Source organism: Massilia soli, from assembly GCF_016809835.1.
Taxonomy (GTDB): Bacteria; Pseudomonadota; Gammaproteobacteria; order Burkholderiales; family Burkholderiaceae_D; genus Telluria_A; species Telluria_A soli.
The window spans coordinates 1-22,205 of sequence record NZ_JAFBIL020000006.1; the positions used below are offsets into that span (position 1 = coordinate 1).

General features: G+C 56.8%; 22 protein-coding genes. 8 read left to right on the top strand and 14 right to left on the bottom strand.

All coding sequences use genetic code 11. The features are described from left to right. Positions 1-504: 504 nt before the first annotated feature. The 6 genes from I4X03_RS15070 to I4X03_RS15095 all read right to left on the bottom strand — a co-directional run bounded on the left by I4X03_RS15070 (position 505) and on the right by I4X03_RS15095 (position 5,515). Positions 505-1,554: a hypothetical protein gene (locus tag I4X03_RS15070; RefSeq protein WP_223469062.1), complete on the bottom strand. Its 1,050-nt coding sequence runs from the start codon at positions 1,552-1,554 to the stop codon at positions 505-507. Continuing rightward, positions 1,551-2,150 carry a response regulator gene (locus tag I4X03_RS15075; protein ID WP_223469063.1) on the bottom strand — a complete coding sequence of 200 codons (600 nt, stop codon included), beginning with the start codon at positions 2,148-2,150 and terminating at the stop codon, positions 1,551-1,553. Before I4X03_RS15075 ends, I4X03_RS15070 begins: the two co-directional genes overlap by 4 nt. Before the next feature lie 215 nt (positions 2,151-2,365). Next, the gene (locus I4X03_RS15080) at positions 2,366-3,004 is read right to left on the bottom strand and encodes a hypothetical protein (RefSeq protein ID WP_223469064.1); all 639 of its coding nucleotides are present in this window, start codon (positions 3,002-3,004) and stop codon (positions 2,366-2,368) included. A 56-nt stretch (positions 3,005-3,060) separates the two neighbouring features. Next, positions 3,061-3,927, bottom strand: a complete 867-nt coding sequence (locus I4X03_RS15085) for an OST-HTH/LOTUS domain-containing protein (RefSeq protein ID WP_223469065.1) — start codon at positions 3,925-3,927, stop codon at positions 3,061-3,063. A gap of 47 nt (positions 3,928-3,974) precedes the next feature. Beyond that, a complete protein-coding gene (locus I4X03_RS15090) occupies positions 3,975-4,616 on the bottom strand; it encodes a hypothetical protein (protein ID WP_223469066.1) in 642 nt (213 codons plus the stop codon). Positions 4,617-4,750: 134 nt separating this feature from the next. After that, positions 4,751-5,515 (bottom strand): hypothetical protein, encoded by a 765-nt coding sequence (locus I4X03_RS15095; RefSeq protein ID WP_223469067.1) that lies wholly within the window; start codon positions 5,513-5,515, stop codon positions 4,751-4,753. A gap of 326 nt (positions 5,516-5,841) precedes the next feature. On the opposite strand from I4X03_RS15095, the gene I4X03_RS15100 reads away from it, so the two are divergent. Beyond that, positions 5,842-6,057 (top strand): hypothetical protein, encoded by a 216-nt coding sequence (locus tag I4X03_RS15100; RefSeq protein WP_223469068.1) that lies wholly within the window; start codon positions 5,842-5,844, stop codon positions 6,055-6,057. A gap of 311 nt (positions 6,058-6,368) precedes the next feature. Here I4X03_RS15100 and I4X03_RS15105 read toward each other — a convergent pair whose 3' ends face one another. Next, positions 6,369-7,022 carry a hypothetical protein gene (locus I4X03_RS15105; protein WP_223469069.1) on the bottom strand — a complete coding sequence of 218 codons (654 nt, stop codon included), beginning with the start codon at positions 7,020-7,022 and terminating at the stop codon, positions 6,369-6,371. Between the two features lie 427 nt (positions 7,023-7,449). On the opposite strand from I4X03_RS15105, the gene I4X03_RS15110 reads away from it, so the two are divergent. Further along, complete coding sequence (locus I4X03_RS15110; protein ID WP_223469070.1) at positions 7,450-7,986, top strand: type II toxin-antitoxin system MqsA family antitoxin; 537 nt, start codon at positions 7,450-7,452, stop codon at positions 7,984-7,986. Positions 7,987-9,421: 1,435 nt separating this feature from the next. After that, a complete protein-coding gene (locus I4X03_RS15115; protein ID WP_223469071.1) occupies positions 9,422-9,838 on the top strand; it encodes a hypothetical protein in 417 nt (138 codons plus the stop codon). Positions 9,839-10,026: 188 nt separating this feature from the next. Here I4X03_RS15115 and I4X03_RS15120 read toward each other — a convergent pair whose 3' ends face one another. Continuing rightward, positions 10,027-10,170 carry a hypothetical protein gene (locus I4X03_RS15120; RefSeq protein WP_223469072.1) on the bottom strand — a complete coding sequence of 48 codons (144 nt, stop codon included), beginning with the start codon at positions 10,168-10,170 and terminating at the stop codon, positions 10,027-10,029. A gap of 549 nt (positions 10,171-10,719) precedes the next feature. On the opposite strand from I4X03_RS15120, the gene I4X03_RS15125 reads away from it, so the two are divergent. Both I4X03_RS15125 and I4X03_RS15130 read left to right on the top strand, forming a co-directional pair. Then, positions 10,720-11,004: a hypothetical protein gene (locus tag I4X03_RS15125; RefSeq protein ID WP_223469073.1), complete on the top strand. Its 285-nt coding sequence runs from the start codon at positions 10,720-10,722 to the stop codon at positions 11,002-11,004. Position 11,005: 1 nt separating this feature from the next. Then, entirely contained in the window at positions 11,006-12,883 is a 1,878-nt protein-coding gene (locus I4X03_RS15130; RefSeq protein WP_223469074.1) for a DNA primase family protein, read from the top strand. Between the two features lie 902 nt (positions 12,884-13,785). On the opposite strand, the gene I4X03_RS15135 is transcribed toward I4X03_RS15130, so the two are convergent. After that, entirely contained in the window at positions 13,786-14,268 is a 483-nt protein-coding gene (locus I4X03_RS15135; protein WP_223469075.1) for a hypothetical protein, read from the bottom strand. A 476-nt stretch (positions 14,269-14,744) separates the two neighbouring features. On the opposite strand from I4X03_RS15135, the gene I4X03_RS15140 reads away from it, so the two are divergent. Further along, complete coding sequence (locus tag I4X03_RS15140; protein WP_223469076.1) at positions 14,745-15,161, top strand: hypothetical protein; 417 nt, start codon at positions 14,745-14,747, stop codon at positions 15,159-15,161. Between the two features lie 344 nt (positions 15,162-15,505). Here I4X03_RS15140 and I4X03_RS15145 read toward each other — a convergent pair whose 3' ends face one another. Together I4X03_RS15145 and I4X03_RS15150 are read right to left on the bottom strand one after the other, a co-directional pair. Next, positions 15,506-16,390: a ubiquinol-cytochrome C chaperone family protein gene (locus I4X03_RS15145; RefSeq protein ID WP_223469077.1), complete on the bottom strand. Its 885-nt coding sequence runs from the start codon at positions 16,388-16,390 to the stop codon at positions 15,506-15,508. After that, complete coding sequence (locus I4X03_RS15150; protein ID WP_223469078.1) at positions 16,387-17,010, bottom strand: helix-turn-helix domain-containing protein; 624 nt, start codon at positions 17,008-17,010, stop codon at positions 16,387-16,389. Before I4X03_RS15150 ends, I4X03_RS15145 begins: the two co-directional genes overlap by 4 nt. Positions 17,011-17,310: 300 nt before the next feature. Between I4X03_RS15150 and I4X03_RS15155 the strand changes: the two genes are divergently transcribed. Further along, on the top strand, positions 17,311-18,612 hold the full coding sequence (locus I4X03_RS15155; protein ID WP_223469079.1) for a hypothetical protein: 1,302 nt from the start codon (positions 17,311-17,313) through the stop codon (positions 18,610-18,612). Positions 18,613-19,305: 693 nt separating this feature from the next. Here the strand turns inward: I4X03_RS15155 and I4X03_RS15160 are convergent. Continuing rightward, on the bottom strand, positions 19,306-19,764 hold the full coding sequence (locus I4X03_RS15160; RefSeq protein ID WP_223469080.1) for a cache domain-containing protein: 459 nt from the start codon (positions 19,762-19,764) through the stop codon (positions 19,306-19,308). A 178-nt stretch (positions 19,765-19,942) separates the two neighbouring features. Here I4X03_RS15160 and I4X03_RS15165 point away from each other — a divergent pair, with 178 nt between their 5' ends. Then, positions 19,943-20,164: a hypothetical protein gene (locus I4X03_RS15165; protein ID WP_223469081.1), complete on the top strand. Its 222-nt coding sequence runs from the start codon at positions 19,943-19,945 to the stop codon at positions 20,162-20,164. A gap of 197 nt (positions 20,165-20,361) precedes the next feature. On the opposite strand, the gene I4X03_RS15170 is transcribed toward I4X03_RS15165, so the two are convergent. Both I4X03_RS15170 and I4X03_RS15175 read right to left on the bottom strand, forming a co-directional pair. Then, a complete protein-coding gene (locus tag I4X03_RS15170) occupies positions 20,362-20,982 on the bottom strand; it encodes a helix-turn-helix transcriptional regulator (RefSeq protein WP_223469082.1) in 621 nt (206 codons plus the stop codon). After that, a complete protein-coding gene (locus I4X03_RS15175; protein WP_223469083.1) occupies positions 20,979-22,196 on the bottom strand; it encodes an MFS transporter in 1,218 nt (405 codons plus the stop codon). Before I4X03_RS15175 ends, I4X03_RS15170 begins: the two co-directional genes overlap by 4 nt. Positions 22,197-22,205: the final 9 nt, after the last annotated feature.

A 22,205-nucleotide genomic window follows, 5' to 3' on the forward strand; every position in this document is an offset into this window, starting at 1 on the left:
TCCGTTTTTTCGACGATGCCGCTTCCGCCAAAAATCGGGAAACCGCTGAAATCATCAATTGATCAGCGCTTCCCTAGCATGCCATGGTTTACTCGATGCCTGCGCTGGTGTCCGGCTCACACCATTATCCGTACAAGGATGTTTCGGCCAAGGAGGGCCCAGCGCATCGAAGAAAACTCTGCCGCCGTAAGCGGACTCGTAGTAAAACACCGTAGCACCGCATACCGGGCATCGAGAATTCGGAACTGTGACGATATCGGCGAGCGCGCCAAACGTTCCCTTCTGACGACCTAGCTTGCGCGGAGGAGGTGCCCTGTTAAACAGCCAGGCGGCGTCATCGTGAGCTGAACCATACCAGACACCGCCCCATCCGCAAGGGCAACCGGGCGGATGATTATTCGCGTTACACATTGTCGGACGCCGATGTCAAAATTGATAGGAATGGTTAGTTTTACAAGAGGTTGACCTGGCAAAAATAAGCGCGACTGTTCAACTATTTGTTACCTAGCTATCAATGATACCGACGCCGTCTCTCCTTCGTAGTAAAGCGCTAACCTGTGTGAAGGTCTTGACTTCAACCTTATGCCCGCACGCACGCCCGTCAGAAGTTACCCCGAGACAGACATACTCATAGCTATCAAGCATCAAACCTGTCGCCCTATTTTTCGCCATCAACTTCATCGGCAATACGTGATGGGGGCAAATTATCTGTTCGTCGTCATCGCCAAGGCTTGCACGAAGTCTCCCATGGGTCTTCGCTACCACATTAGGCTGCTCCCAGACCTTCCTTCGGTATTCGCTTGAGCCGTCTAAGTCTGCGTCAGGTCGTCGCAGGACCGTAGATTGCTCGGCTGCCAAGTTTATCTTAATGTTGGGGCAAATGAAGGCATTCTGCGCTGTGCACTGCCACCAAAAACTTCTGGATTTCCCTGTGTAAGCCCCTTGTCGAATTCGCATACCACCTCCGCACTCCGGGCACGTCTTAGAGGCCAAAATTCCGGACGAGGCACTCACGTCGTCGTCGGTTAAGCGGGCTGAAATTAATTCGTCACTGGCATTCTTGAGCTCGGCCTCTGCCTGCCGAGTAGCTGCATCATTCAGTGCCTTTTTAACCCTCTCGCGCTCCAGATGAATCTCGTTCAGACGCTCACTGTCGAGTTCTGAACGCCGGCCATCGCGCCTAAACCTCTCAGCAAGTTCACGCTCCTCATCAGCCAGATTTCTCGCGTTCGAAAAGTATTTTTTCGTTACTCCGCCAACAAATTCGATGGCTACACGTCCGACTGCTGAGTGGTCAATTTCTGCCAGCACTGCGCGCACAGCCAGTGCCGCAACTTCCACCACGCCCTGTAAAATTGCGCGTGCTCCGGAAAATAATGCCTCAAGAAAACCCATTGCAAGTTCCACTTTCGCGTTATGAAACAGCATGAAAGACTGAAAAGAGTCCTTCGCTACTCGGCCACCATCACCTAACATTTTTCCTTTAGATAGGACGAGGAAACAATAGCATGTTTTCCTTTCTGGAAACTCACCAATAGTCACTCTGTCGGTCACGGGTTCGGGCGGGAAAGAGTCTCAACTTCTTCTCTTACCTTAAGCCCAAGCTTGAAAGCTGACTCGTGTGACCAACCTCGGGAAAAGTGCGAGACGGGGATAACTTTGGCATCAACGTTCATTTTCCGAATGTGCTCTACGGCCTCAACTCCGTGCGCGACGATGACGCGGGGTTTGATGTTTGCAAGCAGGAAATCGAAAGGAGCAGTAATTCGCTGTTGGGTAGCCAAGTCCGCAGCTTGTACTGTTGACGCCGAGTAGATGTTGGTTTCCAAGCAGCGGTAAGGCGAAGCGCCTTCAAGAATCATCTCAATCACTCGACGTGAAGGGCTAACGGCATTGCGCCGCGTCTTCCCCGGCTTCAGTGGTTTGAGCTGCCGGTCCTTCTTGTACGCCTCGAACCAAGCTACTTTGTCGAAGCCCACACCTGGGCGCCAAAACTGCCAAAAGTCCGCAGACATCGTAGTCGCGGGATTGAAGCCAACGATAAACACGTCGCATGTCAATGGGGAGCCATCGCAGACAAATGGGCGCAGGTCAGTAGGTGCGCCAATCAAGACAGCCAGCTCATTTTCGAATTTGGATATCGCCTGCATACTTGGGCTTTCCAGAAGAATGGTAGAGCCGCAAATGATACAGCCTGGCGGAGGCCCCAGAGGCAGTACACAGGCCATTTCCCCGGTTGCAATTTTACCGCCCCCAAGCGGAATAGCACCCTATGGCGCGAGTGAACTGGTGGGCAGGCCATGATGCACAAACGCTTCGAGAGCCACCCCGTGCTCATCCCGCGCGACCTGCGGGTGTCCCCACCCTATATCCGGCCAGACGAATGGACAATTGGCACGAATCCTTCCACGAATGCTTTAATCACGGATTGAGGCGTAAGCACTTTCACGACTGCGGTGCGGCCGATACTCACTGCAGCACCGTAGCCGTCGAACGACCAAGGTAGGTAACCAGCAGAAGCTACAAGGTAAGCGGCCTCTTCATACTCAAACATCGCGCCTATGGGAAGCTCGATGAGCGGCACCTCAAACGTCACTTTGCGGCCGCCAGGAACGCACCGCTCAGCGTGGAGCACTCGGTCAATCGCCGACATCAACGTTGACGCACCCAGTTCGTCAGCCACGTTTGCGCGCACCCATGCATCCTTGAACTCACGGTGCCGCGCCCGCTGACAATAGGCACACGGCCGGTGTCCAGCAGCAAACGCAGTCGCTTCATCTATGAAGAAGAGCTCTGAGTAGTTCCCGGGCGAGAAAGGCTTGGGCCGCTTAATACCGTTATATTGGAGCAGGCAGGTAACCCAAGCTTTATGCGCCCATGGTCGGACAATTGCATTTGAGTCGTTATGAAGGATACCTCGGTTGCCCATGAGTTCGCCTCTGTTTGGAACGGCGTGCAATTTGCCCCAAGGGTCGACCCGATTTTGCAGATTACGTGAAGTCATTTTATGGCCTTCCAAGACGTTACGGTTTAGCCAGGCGGCCTCACTACACGGCCGTCTTAGGGGGACGCCGGGACTTCAGGATGACTACGGTACCACGCCCTACCCATCGCACCTTCCTCAGGGGCGGGGCAGCGAAGTTCGAACAGCCCTGATTTCCTCAAGACTTGGCGCCAAGTCTTGCAGCCATATCGGCTCGGTATCTGGTCTCGATTTTCCTTCGAGATAAATCGTATCGCGGCGTCGAGGGAGGTCCAGCCGTCTACCTGGCAAGAGCTCTCTGCTTCGCGCAAGCATTCGACTATTGTGCTCTGCGGCCAGCACACTGAGCCGTCAGGGTTGATGCCGTGTACGAATGCATCCTCGAAGACCTTTGACTGCAGGAACGATGATGCCAGCGCTTGGGTTTCGGCCAAGGTTGTGGCCCAGTCCCTCAGGCGCACAAAATGCCCATCAATTCGCTCGTAACATGTGTCGAGGTGAGTGACAGCTGCACGGCAGCCGCCGTCATTGAAGAGGTCGAATTGGTCGATGAGGTGATGGACCAAGTCATTGCGGAGCGCGACCAGCTCCGCAAGGTTATCTTTGGTTTGTGTATAGACTTCAGGGGGCATCGCCATACTGAAGCGCATGCTCATCCAAGCGACATCGGGGTCCCGGGGGAAAGCAGCGCTGTCATCCTTGGGACCCACTTCTTCTACCGGTAGCTCAATACTAAGGTAGCCTTCGGCGAATACCCCCACCAGCGCGCCCAAAGTTTTGTTACGCAACTTAGCCCGTTTTTTGTCCCGGGTGGCGTGTAAGTCTTGGACCCGCCCTTCCACCGCTACTTCCGCGACCATAGCTTTGAGCAACCCTTCATACTGCTGAAGACGCAGCATGCAGCGGCCCAGATTACGCTGGACATCTTGCTGTAGCGCTTTCAAAACACCGTCTCCATCGCCTGGCGACTGGGCGGTTTCAGGCTCTGGAATCACTTTTTGCCGATGCTTTTGAATGCACCGAACGCAGCACCGGCAGTAGCACCGGTGACGGTGCTAATCACGGGGATGGGAATCATTGAGGCCAGGACGCCACCTACAACAGCGCCGGCTGCTGCGTCTTGGACCAGTTTCGACTGCAGAGCACTCTTTCCAAGTTGGCCAACCTCCTCTGCGGCAGCGCCGGCAACTCCTCGAACCTTGGCGGCAGCGATTTTCGCGTCTTCGAAATCAACTTTTCCATCGCCGTTCAAATCGCCAACCAGCACGCCCAGGGCACCGAGCGCATTGCCGGCAGAGTCCGCCGCAACCCCGAGAGCTGCGCTGGCAGACTTGGCGCCAGCTGCGGCCGAGTCTCCTACGATACTGGCGCGATGCTTAGCGGCGACCAACGACTTCCCAGCGCTTTCCGAAATGGAATCTCCTGCACTGGATGCGAAATTCGATGTAGCTTCAGCGGCTTGCCCCAAGGCTTCACCAGCCGATTTTCCGAAGGCAAGCGCCGATTGGCCAGCCTGCTCGGCTGAATCCTTGGCTGCCGTGAACGAGGTACCTGCCGCGGTCGATGCCGCGTCAGCAGCCGAGGCGACAGCTCGCCCTAAACTTTTCACAAATCCTGAGACCGTGCTTTTCATTTTGAACCCGAGTAGTGAACAATTTTGCGCGAGAGTGTGTTTGATTACCTACATAATGTGTATTGCCAGTCTAGTCATATACCTCAAAAATGTCGACCAGCAATTTACCGGCACTGACACCCGAACTGCTATCGTTAAGGGTTGTACGATGCCGGGCGCTCCTCTGAGACGGGGTCACCACTCCTAAAAACTCGCCTATCAAATACTTGCGCTCGCAGTCCGGTCCAGCCAGCGGGACGCGATAAGCACTTCCGGTTTCTTAATGTGCTGAGCATATCCGGGTACGAATACCATGTAAGCTGATACTCCAAGGTTAGGTCATCCGGAAGCTCGCCCTTCGGCAAGATTTTGTACAACCTCTGGGCCTCGGAACATGCTTGATTGATGCGGGCGAATGTGTCTTTCAGTTTGTCTGTTGGAGCCCTCCCGTCAAGTTCGGCCGGGCTGTCGCCCGCGTCAGTACGCTCTTCAATTTCATGCAAGGCGCCAACCAGCATTGCGCGCATTTCCCTTGCTAGATAAGGTCCCGAATCAGAGAGAGAAACCATGGACTTGAGCTCTTTCTTGGCGTCCATGATGTCCATCTCTTGCGTCCGCGTGCGAGCAGGACCAGCCAGCTCCGACAACCGCTGTTTGACGTGTGCCAATTGCTTGTCGTCGAGCCCGCGCGTTACTAGAACCGTGAGTTCTTCCACACTTAAGACTGCCTTTCCGGATTCGACGCGCAGCAGCACAGTGTTATTTGTTCGCCCAAAGGCCTTGCCATCAGGCCCCTTGCAGGTTTTGTAGACGGCTCGGATTACCTCGACTTTCGCAGGCCGCTTTCCAGGCAGGATACGTTGGTATACGACGATGCTTCCGCTCGTCGCATTCAAATTTTCAGTTGTTGTGTTGTTCATGTCGAGTATTCGTAGTCTTGTTGACGGGATTGTCCACAATGTGTAGCAACCGTCGAGTCGTCTTCGGCGAACCTTCGCGCTTCCGCCACCCTCAACACTTGTCCGAGGCGTCGAAGACCCGCGGACTATTGACCGGGTAGTCGACGCCACGATGTCTAGCACTGGGAAGTTCACGGTGAAGAACTCGGGCTAACCGCAGAATCTACTCGTCTTGCCATGAACGAGAAGCTAGGTAGGCACCGATGAGAAATTGTATTCAACTGCCATTGCGGCACAATTTTCTTGCGTAGCTATACCAATCAGGCCATTCTTGAAAGGACACCCGTATGACCGCTAGAACCCTGATGCAACAGTGCACAGACGAGCTACTCGACTTGATGCGCTTACTTGGAAAGATGCACGATGCTGTTCAACGTGGAGAGCCAGTGCCATTGCTGACAGCGGAGCAGACACAGACGCTCATCCTGACCGTTGGTGATGCAATGATGACCAACCACCGCGCCTTACGTTCAAAACAAAACGCCGGCCATGTGGCCGCTTGATTCGTGATTGCAAAGCCCTGGCCAAAACTTGGTCGGGGCTTTTCTTGCGGGCACACCCAAAATCGGAAAAATAGGCAAAGGACGAAATGCAGAAATTCGACAGTGAAAAGTTTCGGGCGGCACCAGAGGCCATCGCGACCGAAAAGTCCAAGCGACGCAAAGGGGCCGCGGCCCGGCCTCGCGTCGCCCAGAAGACCGAAACGCCCACGCCATCAGCCGACGTCGAAGTGCCTTTGGAAAGGCGACGGATTGATAGCTGAATTCAAAAGGGGGCTTGCGCCCCCTAACTTTCCTGCACTTCCCGTTACACGCTACGCTACGACGCCTGGAGGCAATAGAGCTACGATTTCCGCCGCCATAGCTGGTGAAGCCTTTGCGCGAGCTGAAATGAAGCGGTCCAGTCGAGGTGCATTGGTTGTCGCAATCAGAAATGGCAAAGCTTGGCCGGACAGCGAAACAACGCGTTTTTGCGCCGCTGCGTTATAACCTTGAATGGTTACCAGCCCGAAAACGGGGATGCCGTCGGAATCGACTAGCACCGCATCATAGGCCTTCAGTCGCCCAAGTTCGCGGTAGTCCTTTCCTATACCGCGGGAACCGACGGGCTCAAGCATCATCTGGCCTGCCAAGTAACCGAGCAGAGCAATGAGCGGCCGGCGTGCATGCAAGTCGTTCATGGAGAGGTCATAGCCGTGTGCAAACCAGAGTGCCATGTGGTGGTCGCTCAGCACGTCGGCGCCGGCCCTAGTCAAGACATATGCGTTCGTCTGGCCATCGAATGGTAGCGCGCGTGCCAGCACCAATCCAGCAGTCTTCAGCCGTATGACGGCCCGCTGGGCGAGCTTCAAGCCGGCCTCGGCGGAGTAATTCGGATAGGCCAGGATGGCGAGTTCGCGGGTCGTCAAGTAGCCGAAATTGTTGACTAGCGTTAGTTGGCCGACCTGGTTAACGGTGATGTTTTTCATGGGGTTCCCCTGTTAGCTGCACGATATCGTGCCTCTGTGTGTAGCTACCCCTTCGCCGTGCCCGCACTTTCATAGGGAAACGGCCGGTCAGGCCGTCGGAAGGCCACGCCGCGAGACAACAAGGGGTACGACAGCCGACAGTCGGCGCCGCCGCCTTCCCCTTGCATAAGCCCCCCGAGCCGCATTACCCTCCCTTCCCTTGTTTTCAGTCCGTCCGATGCCTTGCACCGGTGCAAGGCGCAGTCCGCAGGCCCCGTATTTTCGGCCACACGTGGCCCTGCACTTTCGCCAACACTCCGGAGTTCAGCACTCGCGCAAACACCCCTTGTTCTCAATGCTCTTGGACTGCCGTCCTGCGGGGCGCAGTCTGGTGTTGCGCTTCTTGCACCGGCGCTCAAGGGCAGCACTTCAAAAGAAGTTATTTTCAATGCCCTTGTCTAGCGCATCCGGCCGGCAGCGGCTCATATTTTTTACTTCTTACGCCGCGCAAAGCCGCGGTTGGGTGTACGCTGAACGGCATGACGAGGCGCCGACAATGAAATGTAGACAATGCAAAAGCGGTGTGCTCGGCGAAGCGGCATATGTGCGCGAGTTCTACCCTGGCCGACTGCGCGTCGCGGTAGTACTTCTGCAATCGGTTTGTGATAGCTGCGGTCACACTCGCACGCTATCAGCACAGCACGACGAAAACCTGCGACGGCTGGCGGCACGAAAATCGGCATATGGCGATGTGCTGATGGGCGAGGACTACATCGCCTTGCGCAAGCGCCATAGCTTGACCCGCCCGCAGATGGCAAGGGTTCTGGGCGTGAGCATTCGGACCTACACACGATACGAGAACGAGGACGCTTACCCCGTCAAGTCGACGCGTCTGCTCATCGAACTTGCGATTGGCAAGCCCGAAGTGCTGCACTTTCTGGCGGACAAAGCAGACTTAGCCCTGGGTCTGAGGGAAGAGTGTTAGCCCCCTTGTCTACAATGCAGGCCTCCTCGCCACCTCCGGGCCGCAGTGATGGCGCCTTCTGGATTCACAGTTGCCCTCCCTTCTGACGTCCACTCGTCGCCGCGCGCCGAGACAACTCGACACGCTCCGAATCAGAACTGGTAAGGAAGCGCCCGACTACTCGTCGCGCGCCGCAACACTGCTCGCGCCGACAGCACCCAGCCCCGTATCGCTGGCCGCGTACGTGGCAGCCGCTCCAACCGCCGCACTCGCCCAACCCCCTTTGTTTCCAACCCGTTTTTCCTGAATATCCTGCGGGCCACGGCTTGGTGCTGCGCCTCCTGAGGGCTGCGGTTTAGCGCTGCGCCTCCTCCGGGCCACGGTTTGGTGCTGCGCCTCCTGCGGGCCACGCGCTGGTTCTGCATATCGGCGGAACTCCCTATTGCTTTCAAAATGGGGCGTGCTGACGACCTCGCGGGCAGTAGTGTGGTGGTGCTGATTATCGCGAGGACTTCTGGACTCCTGCATGTCGGGAGGACTCCTGGGGTCCTGCACTTCGGAGGAGCTTGTGTGGTCTCGCACATTGGGGAGACTACGGCTTTGTGCGGAGTATCGGGAGAGCTACGGTTTAGTGCGGAATATCGGAGGGACTAAAGCATTGACATCAAAGGGTGGTGCCGTGCCGGCCGAAGGCCGGGGGCTTGGAGTGCTTCGCATCGCTACCGCCCGCTCGAGGCTCATGTTGACAATGGGTCGTGCTGCGCAATGCGCAAAGCCTCGAGGAACGTTGCGCTTTGAGTGCCCCGGAGGTGCCGGAGTTCGGCGGGGTTGGGTTGGATGTCCGAGCGAAGCGAGGGTGGTTCTGGTGACCGGGGCAGTGGTGCACTCATCTTGCGCCGGCGCAAGGCAAGCGTTTGGCGGCCCGATTGTTCCAATCGCACCGCTGTTAAATCCTCTCGCCGCTTCGCGACGCATGATTCAAACATCAGACCGACAAAAACTACCGGGCTATTTTCAGGGTTTTAGGCCCCGAATATTTTGAGGTCTTACCCGTTACACGCTGCGCGGTCGGCGTCGCGTCAAACTTTCATTCGGACGATTTCTTTTTTTAATGTGGGGAACATCCTTCCTCCACAGCTTTCAACTTCGAATGTTTCTTTTTTTAACGTGGGGCCACCCTACCGCCACATTCAGTCTGAAGCGTACACAGTGATGCAACCAGCTGTCAAGCAATGAGGATGTGACCTTGGCCGGCAATGATTTTTTGGGCACTGTCTAAGCGGCTCGAAAACTATTAGCTCCCGCGTAGCCGATGCCTATACGGTACGAGGACAGAGAAGGCTGCAAATCATGAACGTTGGCTAGGCAGACTAAAGCGTCGTTCGCGCGGCGTTTCAGCCTGTCTAGCTAACGGGACCCGAGGCAGTCGCCGAGGGTGAAACTTCATGGAGTCTTTATGTGCACAACTATCACGAATATGGTGCTGACCGCTCTCGCGCTGGTCGTCGTGCGAGCGGAGACGTATGCATTGCTGGAAGCCGTCGCTTACGCACGCAAACTGAACGGTTCGCTGGTGCGAAAACTGCAAATTGGCAGTGCACGCTACGAGTGGGCGAGTATCATTTGGCATGAGAGGTCAGTTGAAAAGCCGGCATACAGCATCATGCGGCCGCTGGCACTCTTCATCGCGACAGTGTTTGGTGCCGTCGCAGCGATGGATTTCGCCGGCTTGCCGGGCAACAGTCCGTTGGTGATGTTGATGGGGCTGGCCGTCAGTGGCGGCTACTTCGCAAAAGCTTACGGCGCATCGTTCGTAGCACATCGCCAGTCCGTAGCTGAATGCCAAAGACAAGGCACTTGGCATCTCGCTTGATTCAGCACTACTTCATTCACAACGCCCCTCGCGGGGCGTTTTCATTTGGCCGGCTTGCGGCTCACGAAGCGCCTCAAGTTGCGCGATATCGGCTTCGGTGACAAGGCCATATTCTCTGAGGTCAGTGGCAGTCTCGAGCAATTCGAGAAGCACCCTATTTTCGGTGTTTGGTGATTCTGACATGGCAATTACTCGCTGAGGCCACGACGGCGCAGCAGTTCTTGAAAATCGGACTCGGTTGGAGCGCAATACTTGATGCCAGACTCAACACCGGTCGGGACGACATATGCCAGGAAAACGCCGAGGGCGAGACAGAGGACTATGGTCAGCATGTAATTCTCCTGGGGTTAGTGCCACGATAGCACCGGTACCTGGCAAAGAGTGAAGCGCTGGAGTTTATCTCGCCCCTGCTGTTGGTATTAAGCGAAACAACGCGTTTTTATCGGATGCTGCATTGAACTCCGCAGCTATTTGCCAGTGCGACATCCACAAGTATTCCATACGTACTGGTTCTCGCAAGGCCATCGCCCTCATTCGAGTAACACCTGGTCGATTGAGTGCTGTCGAGTGTCAACAAGGGGATGAGTCCTTGGCACTCGCGTCAACCGTACACCAACCGCTACAGCGGAACGTCTGTAGTGCCGGTGCGATTTCCTCGACCTTGGCGACCAGAGGTTAGCTCGCATCAAAGGTATTTTGGGTGTGGCGGGACGCTGAAAAAGGTCGAGCAGCGCGCCCCTCAACGTCCGGAGGCTAGATTGATATTGGCCACCAACGCATGACTAGGCATTCATACTATTTTCGTCTTTATCCTGAAAAGCAGGGTAATTTGGATGCCGCCGTCTCTACACCTTTCACCATCAACAAGAAAGGTGTAGTCCATGAATACCATCACACTCTCCCCCTACCTCCGGCTCTCCGGTGCAGGCTTTGATATTGACCTGAAAAGTCGCGGCAACAAATTCCGCCTCATCCTCAAGCGTGGCGACGAACTGGTCGCCACCGGCTTCGCCTCCCGCGGGCACAGTATGAAAAACGCCGACGCCCTACGTCGCATTCAACTGAATCAGTTCGGCGAAACCACGGACGTTTTCTCTTTGGTCAGCCGCCTTGCTGACATCGCAGAATCGCTGTCTCCTGCACGGGCAACAAATGCAGCGAGATAAAATGAACCTCGAACATTTAAGAGCTGCGGTTAAGGTCAGCGACCCACTTGACCGGACGGCACTGGCACCTCGCGCTGGTCCGGCGTTGAAGGGCAGAATCGAGGCGACGCCAGCACCTGCAAACAGCGCAGTCCCAGGACGGATGGTCCCCGACCAAAAAACCGCCGTCTCGTTGGAGGAGAAACAGGCCCTTCGCAAGGACCTGATGGCCATCATTTCGACCTGCACCGATGCAGACGTACTCACAAGCATGCTGATTCCGAAGCTGGACCTGGCAACTTGTGCCGATGACCACAGGCCGCTGCGCGCTGCCATCAAGGCTGCCGTGCAGGCCAAGCTAAAGAAGTTGACTGGCGCCAAACCAACCGCTGCCGACATGAGGGATTTGTTCCCAGAGGTAGCAAAGAAGTTGAAACCAAAGGCTCGTCACGTGAGTCTGACTCACTTCGGCGTTGCTGAACGCGTGCAGGCGGACATGGCAGGCGACCTCCGTTACAACATCGACCAGCAGAAATGGCTCAACTGGGACGGATGCCGTTGGGTGAACCTGCGCAATGCACAGGTCCAGACCATCGCTCGAAAAACGGTCAACAAGATTAAGACCTATGTCGCGACCTTTTCGGATGTGGACATGGAGAAGCTCGAGCACGCGGATAGCGACGCGTTCCGCCGCGGTGTGGTCGGAGAAATGGTCGCACTGGAGCGAATGCACGTCGAACAGCTGGACCTCGACCAACACGCCGGCTTTCTGGCATGCGGCAACGGCGCCATCAACCTGGCGACTGGAGACCTGGTGTACGAGCGCGACCTGCTGGTGACCGTCCGGAACGACACTGACTTTGACCCAGATGCCAAGGCGCCGCTCTTCATGAGGATTCTAGGCGAGATGTTCGAGCAGCGTGAGGAGGACATCAATTACTACGAGCTCATAATGGGCTACAGCATCCAGGCCAATCCCAGCGAACGTGCCATGTTCTTTCATAAGGGTGAGGGTACCAACGGTAAGTCGCTAATGCTTGGCGCCATCATGAAGGCCCTCGGCGACTATGCGGTAACCACCAACTACAAGCTCATCGCCGATGGGCCGGGCAGCACTATGAATGGAAGTGCTGATGGCCCTTCTCCGTCGCAACGCCGCTTGATGGCAAAGCGCATTGCGTACATCGACGAAATTCCTGTCGGGGGCAATCTACGGGACGCTGACGTGAAGCGCTTCGCAGGCGGTGCCGGCACCTTGGACGCGCGCGGACTCGGGCAGGAGACGGTGGAATTCCTAATCACTTTCGTGTTCCACATAGCATGTAACACTATGGCGACGGTTCGCAATGGACAGCCTGCCACGTTCAAGCGCGCATTCCCGGTTGTTTACACCAAGCAGTTCGACGCGGTAGAGGACAGCACGTTGGCTGAGAAGCTGGACGTGGAACGCGCGGGCATTCTGGCGTGGCTGGTGTGCTGCTCACTCAAGTACCAGGCGATGCGGGCCCGAGGCGAGAAGCTTCGCGACCATATGCCGCAGTCGGCAAAGGATGCACTGGAGAGCATCAAGTCAGAACAGAACCCCTTCACTGCCTGGCTGGAAGAAAACTGCGAACGAGGTGAGGGCTATGTGATGCCGGTACGGGCGGCATGGGATGACTATATGCAGCACGAGGAACGGGTCAACAAAGACGCATCCAAGGTGGCGGCCCGAAGCGTAAGGAAATTCACGCAGTTGATGAAGGCGTTCAATATTGGCCGACACGACGAACAAGTCATGTTTGGCAAGCGACGTGCGGCCGGCTTCTGGGGTTGGCGCCTGCGCACTGATGTGGTGAGCGACCTGCAGGTTTCTGCTGCGGCCGCCAAAGCACCGGTCCGAGCACACAAGATAACTTGAATCTGAATCGAGGAACTCCCCCATCGAAGGCCGCCGCAAGGGCGGCTTTCCTACGTCCGAACCCTACAGACTTCGGAGGCGCAATGCCTGTAAGAAGTCTGTAGGATGTCTGTAGTGTACGTCATCCTGCCGGCCAAGTTGGTGACCAGGTCCTTGGAAGCCCTTTCCCTTACAGACTTCTACAGACTTTATACAGGCTTTGAATTTCAAAGGAAGCCCGCCAATACAGGGTTTTACAGACTTACAGACTTTACAGACTTATTTCGAAGTCCTTGTGATGAGAGAAAAATTGAATACTCTTGGATTGCTCATAGAACAGGCAGAACGGAGACGGATATATTTTAATTTTCCCGATATGAAAGCGGGCGCGTAGGAAGTCTGTAATGTCTGTAGGAGCGCTTCGCCAACTTGGTCAGCCAGGATTCCCGCCTTGGTGCTCTCGAAGTCCAAGTGTGGCGAGTGCAGACGAGTGAAGCCCTGCGGATGGCGCTTGCGCGCCGCAGGCATACGGCTGGCCAAGGGAGCGCTGTGCGCTCCTGCCCCCTCTGAAATCGGCGGGAGTATTTAGGACTACTTCAAATCGGTGTCGGTCCAGAGAGCCACAGGCTCTCCTTGGCCAGCCGGGCCGCGCGCCGGTTGGCGCTCAACGCCAGTCACCATCGCCGCGCTGCTGCAGCACCGCAACCGGCTTACTGTCCTTCCCTAGTTCGTCGGAGCCACAACCGCGGCATTGGATGAGCAAAAACCCCACAACGACAGGTAAAAAAGTTCTTTTCCCGACAGTGGGCCATGCTCGCAAATAGACGAGTATGCCTCGCTCCACCTCCAGTTCGAACGGCGGCGGGCGCCAAGCCAACGCTGGAGCGCTTCGGCGCGCCGTTGTCGGCGAGCGGGCAGCGAAATCATATGGAGGAGGAAAATTCCTTGGCATCGTCCAGAAAGAATCGGAGCTGCTTGACGTGTGCTTTGGCCCCTCTACGCATTGCGCGACGGGGCGCAGAGCAGGGCATGTTGGCGGGATGGTTTTCGTCGAGGTGGCGGTCATAGTCTCGCTCGCCAGTGTAGTTGGCTTCGAGCTCTAAAGTTTGAACCACTACATGGCCATCGGCGATGCGAGACGCCGCCCAAAGGAGGTCTCGGGGAGAAATGTCACTGGACAGTACGAACATGGCGTCGACATCACCAAACTCGCTCGGCGCAATTTTCCTATAGGATGCGGCAAATTCGCTTATCGCAGCAAAGAAAAGTTGGGCGTCTCTCAGGCACTCAGCACGAAATTTGTACTGTGCTCCGGTTACGCCGCCGCCAGCTGTGGACGCAAGAAACGTGGACATCGCCTTCATCTCCGCCTGGATTTGCATCGAGACGTGGTTTGAGTAATTCATGGTCAGATACCTTTCGAATTGGTTAGCTCTTGCCGAGACGGCCCAAGCTATCAGTTAAATTTCCACAAGTTTTCTTTTCAGGGCGACAAGTGCAGTTGCAAAATTGAAGCCCATCCACGGAGTAGCCACCGCATTTTAAATTCCACGGTTTTTATGGCAACGGCAAGGTCTGCCAGCACGGGCATGAGCCGCTGCAAATGGGCAATCATGAACATCGACCGGTGGCGTCACCTGGATGCGGGCTCGGGATATACTGGTACCAAGACCTGAGCGGTTAGCCGCTGAAAACCCAAAGAACCGTCGGCTCAGAAAGCACGCGTTTTTTGCAGACAAAAGTGTGTCAAATTGGGGAGCGCCCCCTCGCGTTCAGAACGGAGACGACTATGCGGTCAGAAGACGAAATGAAGCGCGCGGAGGAGGAGGACTAGATGGTCCCGGCTGTGCTGGCGGAGGCTCGCAATCGTCCGGACCGCCCGATGTCCACGCCGGAATCAATCGCTGCTGGACACGCGGCGATGGCGGAGGGAAGAGCGAGAGCTGCTGAGACGCTGGCGCGCCGGATTGAATGCAAGGAGCTGTTGTCGGCAGTCGAGCTGCGGAGCGCGTTGGGCGTAGTGCAGCAGGCAATTGATGAAGCAGTCGCGTCGAACCGGTTGTTTGCATTTGAAGGCCCTGGCCGAGAGCCCTATTACCCGGCGTTTTATGCCGATGCCACTGTGGCCAGGTCAGCCCTTGAACTGGTAGCGCAGGAACTGCTCGACCTGCCGGCGCCGTCGAAATACCACTTCTTCCTCAGCATGCGCACGAATCTCGGCACGACTCCGCTGGAGGCGCTCAAGTGCGGGCGGGTTGATGAAGTTTTGCAAGCGGCGGCTGGTTTCATGAATACCTAACTAGGGCTGGACGATATCCGGAAAATCGTGGGCCGAGTTCGGCCAGGAGCTGCCAGGCGACGAAGTCGTAGCTAATTTGATTTTTCACCATTGGGAGGAAGTAATGGTCGCGGAGACTACCGCGGCCATACTTGACTACCACTCCGAGGTCCGCGAGAACGTGCGAAGTGTCTGGCCACAGTGAGCCCAACAAAGACATCCTGCGACTAAGACACATCGGTTCCTAGTGCTGAGTGCGTCTTCTGAGGAGCCTGCCGTAAACCTGGGCCGCGGCGAGGGTCACGGCGCCCGCCAGGAATGCAATGGCGTGCGATTTGAGAAATTCCATCGGGCCAGGAAACATTTCATTCTCCTTTAACGGCTTCGCCACATTCGCTACAGAAACGCGCGGTACGTTCATTCCGAGCGCCACACACAGAACATGCTTTGCTGTTCGCTTCAACTATGGCCTTCTGTCGCATATAAGCGATTTGCACCACGCACGGCACTGTAACTCTGTAGGCAGGACTCGCCATATCAGCAAGCGTCCAAACACCAGTAACGACCAAGCCGATTGGACCGAGCACTACTCCGATAGTCCTTGCCGCCGCCGCGTTCACGACCAAGGGTAGTCCTCGCCCAAGCAAAGCTTTCGAGACCGCGTTCGCGACGACAAGAGCAAGCTTGTAAGTGGCAAATCCACCGGCCCGCCCAGCCGCAATTAACGCAGCGCTAGTCGCCGGCCCCAACATTCCTAGGTCAGCGACATTCAGCTCTTTCAGCACGGTAGCTCGCTCACTAGGTGACATCTTCTCGAACGATTCGCGCAGAATCTTGCGCAGGATGCCGTCTTCGACAATTATCACGTCGTCCTTCTTGTCGAAGGGGACCTTAAGATGGGATGCCACGTCCTTAACCACCTCGTCATAGGAAATCGCTCCATCAACGTCGGGAAGTACCTTGTTCAATAGCGAGTCGAAAGGGATACTGCTGCGGACATCACGGTAAACGTTTGTCAGCGTGTTGCCGCCGAAGGCGCAAATCTCTCGCCCAATGCGTATGCGGTCTTCGCCTGTGTAAACCTTTCGCTCCTTAGATTTTACAAGCCTAGCGCAGACATCGTTGTTCAACGAAATCCGCCCCCCACCATTGTCGGTAATGTAGTCGACGAGGATGTCCAAGTCGGTGACGTCTGCTTGCGCGAGCAGCAGCGAGAGGTTGCCGGGGTGTTTGATGAATTCTTCGCTCATTGGTTTGCCTTTGCGGTAGTGGTTCCAAGAATGCTGCAGATGGTCAGAAGCGCAGGTAAATGCGACGTAGCGACACCATCCAGCCGAAATGGAATTGCTGCGGCCGTCGTTGCGATAGACACTCTCGATGCGCGTCGAAAGTCGCGGAGTTCTTGTGAGACCCGGGGGTCATTCGAATCCTCAACGGTCTTTAAAAGTTTCCCAACACGCAACGCCGCTTCTGCGACACGCGGCGAGGTCGTCGAATCAAGTGACTGGAGCTCCGTCGCGAGCTCCTTGAATTTTGGGTCCGACATCGCTTGGAAGAAGGTCAGAACGCCGCTCCCAAGACTGGCCCAGTCCTGCGGACGCATCAACAAGATAGCAGGAGGAACTCCCACTGCCTCTGCCAGTTGGCAGATTATTTTTAGGTCGGGGTTCGTGCCCTCTGAATTGCTTCCAAGGTATTTATTCAACGTTGTCCTTCCCATGTTGGCACGCTCGGCCAGGTCAGTCTGCGACAGCGCGTCGGGGGCACCATCTTCGTCCTCCCCTGCTACCCTCATGCTCCGGCGAACGGCTTCCACGAAACATCGCGAGACGTTGCTGAATAGTGGGACCTCTTCGGTTTCTGTAGTCACTCAATTCTCCCTATTGATGGATAGCATTCTATGATGTGGATTGCTACCGTTCAATCAAACTTGTCTGCGACGATGAACACACGTCGATTGCACGCATTTAGGTGATGTGTTACCGCGCGAGCGCAAAAGGTGTGGCAAGGGCCGCGTTTGTCTACGCAGCTAGACAAGTAATCTGTAACGCATTGCATTGGAGCACTCAGCCATGGCACAGTCCATCAGTCGCCCGAAAACGAGCGGCTGAAGCTGGCGACTGAATAGTTGTTGAGCCTCCTTAGACAGAAGCTAATTTGAGGAAATGACATGAGCATGCAATATTTTGTTTGGCTAGGAGTCGCTTTGGTTGTTGCCATCGGCGGCGTGATGATTCTCCAGCGCCGCAAATCGGATAACGCGTCCCATGTGCCGGACATGCAGTCTCTGAAGTGCAGTCCCATTAGTGAAGTCGCTCAAACTTCCGTCGTCAAACCCTTCGAGACCAAGCAATCGCTGCCACATGCCATCGTCTTAGGTGAGAACGCCCAACGACCCGGTATCCGTATCGCGCCACTATCGGATGGGGAGCGTTATCGAGCTGCAAAAACGCTGCCTACGGAATCCGGATTGGGAACGCGATTGAGTGCTGGGCTTCAGGCTGTGCCCGCATTATTGGTAGAAGAAGGACATCGCGGCAAACACCTGATGGAGGTCGTCATCAACGGAGAGTTGGTCCGAGCGAAGGATGGCGAGAGTCTTCGCGCCTTCTCAGTCGGTGCCGATAACAAAATCTCGGAACATGCCAAGCTCTTCGAAACTAACAACTTGCAGAATGTGGTTAACGCTGCCGCGGTTTGGCAAATCGCCTCAGTAGTCGTAGCACAGAAGCACTTGGCCGACATTTCCGCAAAACTGGACAGCATACGGGAGAGTGTTCAAGTCGTCGTTGCCTTCCTTGACGAAGAACGGCGGGCAAAGGTCACGGGGACCTTTAAGTACCTTGAACGAGCAATTCGAGCAATTGCCAAGGGAGAGTTGTCGCCTGCGATGAGAATCGAACTCGAGAGTTGTGAACGCGAGCTGTTACAGATTCAGGACCATCTTCAGAATGAATTCAAGCGCCATTTCGAACAAACCATCGAACACAAGGAATTTGCGGGAACCGGGGACTTGGAAAAGAAGGTGGTTAACAAGTACGAGAAACTCAGAGTCCTTGCCATGGACCTGCGCCTGACGCTAAAGACAAGGGCACTGGCTTGGCACGTGGCATCGCTCTTCCCAGGTGAACCGGGCCTCAAACAGGTGAGGATGGAAGAGTTACTACGCGATGCCGATGAAATCGAAGGCTGGATTGATTCCATCGACGTTAGTGCTAAGCACGATTCCACGCGATTCAATTCTTTTTGGAATAAAGAGGAAACGCTGAATATCCGCAGAACGAATATACGTGAAGCAGCGCAGGCCCTGGCGACGGACTTGCGCGATGTCACCTCGCAAGCAAAGGCCGAAGTAAGTGTCGCGCACGCATCTCTATTGACGCATGACGAGCCGATTTACCTCGTCTTCGAGGTTGAGAACGGCCATATTGGCGAATTCCGCGTGGCTGAACCGATAGCTCGGACGGCTTGACGGTTCGAATGCTTCGTGGGCGATGCATTCACATGGGTATGAGAGGGGCGTGATGCATGCCGCCAAGATAATTGCGCTTCGGGTTGAAAACAAAGAATTTTTGTCGGCATAAGAACCGCGGGAGGAAAAGCGTTCTCTGAAAGGGAAGAGGCGCGACGCGCATCACACCAATACATTTGTCTGGAGCCGGCCGCTGCTATGTGTGGGAATTCATGGACGTGAGTCGACACTTTCGTGTCACCGTTACCTGGCTCGCAAAGGTCTCGGAAAGTTTGCGCGCAACCGATTCATGTTCTGCGACCGTTGTTCGACGCGCGTAGTTGATGCCGAATTAGGCGCGCTGAAGTTGCCACCCATGTTGCGCCTAGGCCAACATCGCCGTGTAGAATTGGGAGAGTTCGCGCCACGCAGAAATGGGCGGCCAGTCCAAAAAACCAACGCGCCGACTGAACCAAATGAGCTTTTTCGGCCCCTTTTTCTGTTACACTAAGCGCTTCACAAACCCGTGTAACACCAAGGTTTGTCCCTCTATAGCGGTACCGAATTCGACGTGGCCAGTGGTCCCCCATCAGCCACCCCATTGTTTTACATGTGCAGTAACGAAATCGAGCCACCCTTGAGGTGGCTTTTTTGTGTCTGTCGCAGGCGCAAAAAAAACGCGCACCGTGCAGTGCGCGCTTGCCTGCCTGGCGCTTACTTGCTGTAGTAGCCGCCCGAAAACACCATGTCGTCGGCCTTCTCGAAATAGACCGACTTGGCCTGGATTTCCTTGGTCACCGGGTTCTGCCACTTGTAGTTCGACTTGCCTTTGCCGCTGGCTTTGGCCTGGGTCAGGATGTCCTTGACGAATTCCTTGCCGTCCGCATCCTTCAGGGCAGAGACGTCCTTGCCGATCAGCTTGGCGTTGGTGCCGTGCGCGATGACCTTGCCATTCATGTCGTAGACCGAGATATACAGGTCGCGGTCAACAAACTGGCCTTTGTTGTTCGACATTTCGGCGAGGGTCTTGTCCTTGCCGTTCGCCTTCAGGTAGGCAACCGCCTTTTTGACCAGCGCGGTCGCTTCTTCAGCGGTGCCCTGCTCGGCAGCGTAGGCGCCAGCGGACATGATCAGAGCGGTCGAGCAGACCAGTGCTTGCAACAGTTTCTTCATTTTTAATCCCTTGTTTGGTTTGTTCTGGCGTACCGGTACGCTAAGGTACTTACGGTATCATCGCAGAATTCTTAAGTGCCCTACGGAAATCTTTTTGCGATGTGGCTTTTGTTCTGCATCAAACCTCCCACCCACGGTTTTCCCGTGCTATAAATGCAATAACCAACGGGAGGATGATATGGATCAAATGGACCGCCGCGCCGATGACAGGCGCCAGGATCACGACACCGCCGCCGTCGTCAGCGAGGCACTGGCTTGCCAGCGCGCCTTCGGCAACGACGCCGCCCAGCGCTTCCTCAAGATGCGGGGTATCGAAGGAGATGTCGCGCAGCAGGCGCTGCTGGACAACTACGACCGCCGCAAAGAAAACCGCCGAACTACACCGCTCGTCGTCAACTGAACTGTGCTGCTGATAACTGGTCCAACACCTGAATTCCTTCAGGTGGGCGAACACGCAGATGCACACTGAAAGCAACGAGCGCGCTGTCTATCCTTGATTACCGTCGCGCTTGGCTTGGCCGCAATCATGGCTACAGGCGTTGGCTGGCTGTAGCCAAACGATCGCGGGCCAGCGCGTCCGGGTCCGACCCGGCTCGTTCAGATCGGCTTGATCACATACACGCAGCGCCGCGCGCCGGACAGCAAATGCTCCGTGCGCTCAACCTGGCATCCCTGCCCCAGCACGCGCTGAAATATCTCCAGCTCTGACCGGCAAAAGTTCTGGCACGCGCTCGCGGCGGCGCAGATCGGACAATGGTTCTCGACCAGCAGCACACTGCCATCGTCGCGCACTTCGGTGTCGGCCATATAGCCTTCCGCATCACGCGCACCTGCCAGTGCCGCCACCCGCGAAGGCAAGTCAGGCGCGTCCTCAAGCAGCATGCGGTAATGCGCTTCAATCGCCTGCTCGCGCGCGCCAATCAAACGCTCCAGCCCCTCCGCGCCGAACACGGCGCGGGCCTGCTCGATCAGGTTCAAGGTAAGGTCCGCGTGCCGATCGGGAAAGCGCGCGTGGCCGCTTTCCGTCAACATCCAGCGCCGCGATGGCCGTCCGGCCTTGTCGGCCACGTCCTCATGGCTGGCAAGGCCGCGCTCCTCGGCTGCCTCCAGCTGGCGCCGCGCGCCCATCGAGGTCAGCGCGAGCAGCCCGGCCAGCTGCTGCGCCGTCTGCGGCCCGCGCGTCTTCAGCAAGTACAAGGTTTGTTCAGCAGTATTCATGATCCACTCCCCTTCATGCCATCTCCGGCCAATTCCAGATGCCATCCCTGCAGGCGCCAGCTGGCCCATGCGGCCAGCACGGCGCCCAGCGCGAGCACCAGGCGCGTGTCGACCAGCGCCAGCAGCGAACCAGCAATGGCCATCAAGATGTTGGCCAGGCAGAAGGTCGTCGACAGCAAGCCCATCACCGCGCCCTGTCCGTAGCCGCCATAGCGCTCGGTACACCAGTGGGGCACGACCGCGTTGTAGTACGACATCGGCACCCCGAACAAGACAATGGCCGCCATGCCAACCCGCGCGTCGCCGGCCGCCACCGTGCCGACCGCGATCGCCACGCCCAGCGCGTTCACCGATGCCAGCCGCAGCGGCGCCAGCGCGCTCGGGCGGCCGGCAAACAAAGACACCAGGGTCATCACCGCGCACATCACGGCGGTGATCAGGGCGATGCCTTGCGCGTCGTAGGCCGCCACTTCCACCAGCCACAAGGGATAGAACTCGTAGAAGCCGGTCACGCCGCAGGTCAGCGCGAGATGGACGATGAACAGGCGCCGCAGTTCCTCATGGCGCAGCAGGTTCAGCGAGTGCTCGTTGCGCGCCACGTGCCACCACGAGGTCGTGGCCGTCGATGCCGCCTCGCGCGGCAGCGCCGCGGCCACCAGCGCGGCCGACAGCAGCAGCGCGCCAGCGGCGATCCAGAACGGCACCGTCAGGCCGAAGCCGATGGTGGCCGCGGCCATCAGCGGACCGACCAGCCAGCCCATGTAGAAAGCGCCGTTCAGCCAGGACAGCGCGCGCTGGCGCAGCGATCCGCTCAGCTTGTCGGCAAGCAGCGCCCGTGCCACCGCGCTGCGCCCTTCCAGCAAGCCGGTGGCGAAGCGCGCGAACAGAAACAGCGGATAGGATTCGATCATCAGCGCAAAGGCCGACAGCGCGTGGCCGGCGGCCGCGCCGAACGAGGCCAGCAGCAGCAAGCGGCGGCGCCCGAAGCGGTCCGACAACGGGCCCAGCACGGCCGAGCCAATCAGCAGGCCGAGCGGGTTGATCGCAAGCGCGACGCCCAGCAGCAGCTTGGGCGGCAGGTCGAGGAAGGTATTGAGGCCGTTGGCAACGCCCGAGGCGAACAGCGGCGGCAGGATCGGGTACGGCAGCGCCGCGCCGACCGTTGACAACAGGGCCATCAGGCAAGCGGCTGCGATCAGTAGTGCGTGTTGCATGACTTGCCC